General features: G+C 41.7%; 3 protein-coding genes. 2 read left to right on the top strand and 1 reads right to left on the bottom strand.

All coding sequences use genetic code 11. The annotated features are described in order from the left end of the window. Window positions 1-167: 167 nt before the first annotated feature. Window positions 168-1,169, top strand: coding sequence for a DUF3231 family protein (locus tag V7266_RS19520; RefSeq protein ID WP_335470123.1), 1,002 nt, complete (start codon window positions 168-170; stop codon window positions 1,167-1,169). Window positions 1,170-1,217: 48 nt separating this feature from the next. On the opposite strand, the gene V7266_RS19525 is transcribed toward V7266_RS19520, so the two are convergent. Continuing rightward, on the bottom strand, window positions 1,218-2,066 hold the full coding sequence (locus V7266_RS19525; RefSeq protein WP_335470124.1) for a YhcN/YlaJ family sporulation lipoprotein: 849 nt from the start codon (window positions 2,064-2,066) through the stop codon (window positions 1,218-1,220). Window positions 2,067-2,259: 193 nt separating this feature from the next. Between V7266_RS19525 and V7266_RS19530 the strand changes: the two genes are divergently transcribed. Further along, entirely contained in the window at window positions 2,260-3,285 is a 1,026-nt protein-coding gene (locus tag V7266_RS19530; protein ID WP_335470126.1) for a threonine aldolase family protein, read from the top strand. The last annotated feature ends 304 nt before the right edge of the window (window positions 3,286-3,589 follow it).

The following is a 3,589-nucleotide window of genomic DNA, read 5'->3' on the forward strand; positions in this document are numbered from 1 at the left end:
CGCCCGCGGGTTTGCTGAGCGACTGTAGCGGAAATCAACATCCAAGATTAACACAGCCCATATGTTAGAAATCGTTCATATTTTTATCTAAGAATGGAAAACGTAACCTTAGGAGTAATAACATAGCTAAAGAAAATAGGTAATTCATTTCGTGGGGAGTGTTCCATTTGGAAAATCAATCAGAAATCCGCTTAACGGCCGCGGAAATGTCGGTATTATGGACTCAATACATAAATGATACTTGTGGTATTTGTTTCAATAGTCACTTTTTAGAGAAAGCAACAGATCCAGAAGTACGCTCAATTATTGAATATACCTTAACTGTGGCGAAAAGTAATATTGAGTTTCTACAAGAATTTTTTAAAAAAGAGGAATTTCCTATACCATTTGGATTTACCGAAAAAGATGTATTGCCGGAAGCCCCAAAACTGTTTTCTGATACATTTGTACTTATGTATCTAAGACAAATGTCCATCCTAGCCATGGCCGCGAGCAGCGCTGCTCTGGGTTTAGCTACCCGTGAAGATGTGGTTGCTTTCCATAAAAAAGTATTACAAGCAGCCGTTAAAGTACAGGATCTCACCCGCCGCTTAATGTTAAAACAAGGGACCTATATCAGACCTCCTTTTATATCGACACCAGATAAAGTCGACTTTGTAGAAAAACAGCAATTTTTAAACGGAATTTTTGGTAAAAAACGAGCTTTAACCGCGGTGGAAATTACTCATCTTTTTATGAATGTACAAACAAATGCCATTGGGAAAGCCTTAATTACTGGATTTGGTCAGATTGCCAAGGATGAAGAGGTCAAACAATTCTTAAAAAGGGGCAAACAAATGGCCCAAAAACATATGAATCTCTTTAGCGATTTCCTTATGAAAGAAGATCTTCCCGCACCCATGAGCTGGGATGCAGCTGTTATGGATTCCACGTCAGCTATCTTTTCGGATAAATTAATGATGTTTATAACCTCCGCAATGATTGCGGCAGGAATAGGAAACTATGGAATATCAATGGCAGCAAGTCCAAGAAAAGATTTGTCATTTCGGTATGCATCTTTAATCCCGGAGATAGCTTTGTATGCAGAAGATGGGGCGAATATCATGATTAAGAATGGCTGGTTAGAGGAACCGCCGCAAACCGATGACAAGGATCAATTGATGGATTAAAAAGGAAGCAGCGCCTTTTGGTGAAAGGCATTGCTTCCTTGCAGATTTTTAATGGAATATTCGATTGACCGAATTGTTAAAGTCGTTCCAAATGTTGTTATTACGGATACGTCCTTTTGTGTTTAAATCATTTGAGTAATTGGTCATTTGACGGAAGAAAGCTCGGTCATAAGAAATATAGACGCGGTGAACGGCACTATCAGCTTTACGTACTTGATCCGCTATTCTTTGATCAAGTGGTGAAGACACACTACGGTAGTTAGTCGCAGTGGTTCCGTCATTTGTTCCAGCCGTCCCGTCATTTGTACCAGTAAAAATGTTATTGTTGTTCAGGGTACCAAACGTACCAGTGCCACGAATGCCGATCGTACCGCGGGTATTAGAGGTCCCTCCAGCACCAGGGTTCAATCCAGTCGCTGTATTATCAATCGTGGTGACACCAGTCGTACTAGGATAGTTGCCATTCAGACTTGTTCCCGCGCCACGCGCAGTAAGATGGTTTTCACGGCCATTTGTTCCAGTTGTCCCTAAATTATTGTTAATACTGGTAGTCCCCATGTTGTTACGATTGGTTGTGGTACCTGTACCAGTTTGGAATCGATTGTTTTTTAAGCGAACGGCGACATAGGCATTATTGTTTCGGATGATGACATGCGCTAAGTCCACCTCTTGCAGTTTTTCTACAGCTCTTCCTGCTCGGTTTGAATATCGTAGGTTATGGTTATTATCATTCACATTTTGAACACTTAAGCGGTTATCCAGATTGTTTCTGACATTGCGAACATCTACCCCATTGTTTACGTCATTTCTTAGGTTGTTTTTGGTCGCATTATCAGCACAGCCAGTTAAACCAACAAGGGTAGAAGCTAACACGAAAGTGACTAAACCTTTTTTCAAGAACTTCACTCCCTAAACATAATGTGTTACATATATATCGTCACCCATTTGTGGGGAACTATTCGAGGCCGGGTTAAGGTAAATATTGATATGACAAACTGATCTATATGTATGGGTATTCACTAAAATTGTCGGAATATGGTACGATTGAACATGAATTGAAAATGGTAAATTAATGACGGGAGAACTGAAAATGTACAGCTTTAAAAACGATTACAGTGAGGGAGCACATCCACAAATACTAAAGGCGTTAATGGAAACCAATTTAGTTCAAGAAGAAGGTTATGGAGAAGACCACTATTCTTTACAGGCCATTGAGCTAATCAAGAGAAAATTAGGTCGGAATGATGTAGATGTCCACTTTTTAACGGGTGGGACACAAACAAATTTGACGGCAATCTCAGCATTTTTAAGACCGCATGAAGCGGCTATTTCTGCTAACAGCGGACATATTTTAGGTCACGAAACGGGAGCCATAGAAGCCACAGGCCACAAGGTTCTATCTGTTGAGAGTAAAGACGGGAAATTAACTCCAGCGGGTGTTCAAGCCGTCCTTGATGGGCATCCTGATGAACATATGGTAAAACCTAAGTTAGTATACATATCTAATTCGACAGAGATCGGCTCTATTTATAAAAAGGAAGAGCTGCAGCAGTTAAGTGATTTTTGTCGTGCGAATCATCTTCTTTTATATATGGACGGAGCGAGACTAGGTTCCGCGCTCTGTTCGAGGGAAAATGATCTTCTCTTAAGTGATTTACCGGAGCTTGTTGATGCTTTCTATATTGGCGGGACGAAGAATGGGGCTCTGTTGGGAGAGGCTTTGGTGATTTGCCGAGAGGGTCTTAAGGAGGATTTCCGGTATCATATTAAGCAAAAAGGGGCGCTCCTCTCGAAGGGAAGGTTATTGGGGATCCAATTTCATGAGTTGTTTCGAGATAATTTGTTTTTTGATTTGGCTGAGCATGCTAATTCGATGGCGGGAATGCTTTATGATGCGTTAGCGGAAGCGAATGTGAAGTTTTTGACTCATTCTCCGTCCAATCAAATTTTTCCGATTTTCTCTCATGCCATGATTGCGGAGTTGGAGAAGAAGTATGCGTTTCATGTTTGGGAGAAGGTTGACACTGATCATTCAGCGATTCGTTTGGTGACTTCGTGGGCAACGAGAGAGGAAGAGGTTGTTGGGTTTATTGAGGAATTAAAGAGGTGGCTGTGAGCTTCTTTTATGTGAGGGGGTAATTCGGACAGGACAGAGCTAAAAAAGCGAAAGCCTGTCCGAAGATAAGTTTGATTCGGACAGGGTAAGCAAAATAAGCGGCAAGTCTGTCTGAAGGAAGGTCAAGTTCGGATAAGGCAGAGCGAAAAAGCCGCACGTCTGTCGGAAGAAAGGTCAAGGTCGGACAAGGCTTGGCCAAAAAAGGGAAAGTGTGTCCGAAGGAAGGTCAAGCTTCGGACAAGGCAGAGCGAAAAAGCCACAAGTCTGTCGGAAGAAAGGTCAAGTTCGGACAAGGCTTGGCCAA

The organism is Neobacillus drentensis (genome assembly GCF_036965645.1).
Taxonomy (GTDB): Bacteria; Bacillota; Bacilli; order Bacillales; family Cytobacillaceae; genus Neobacillus; species Neobacillus drentensis_D.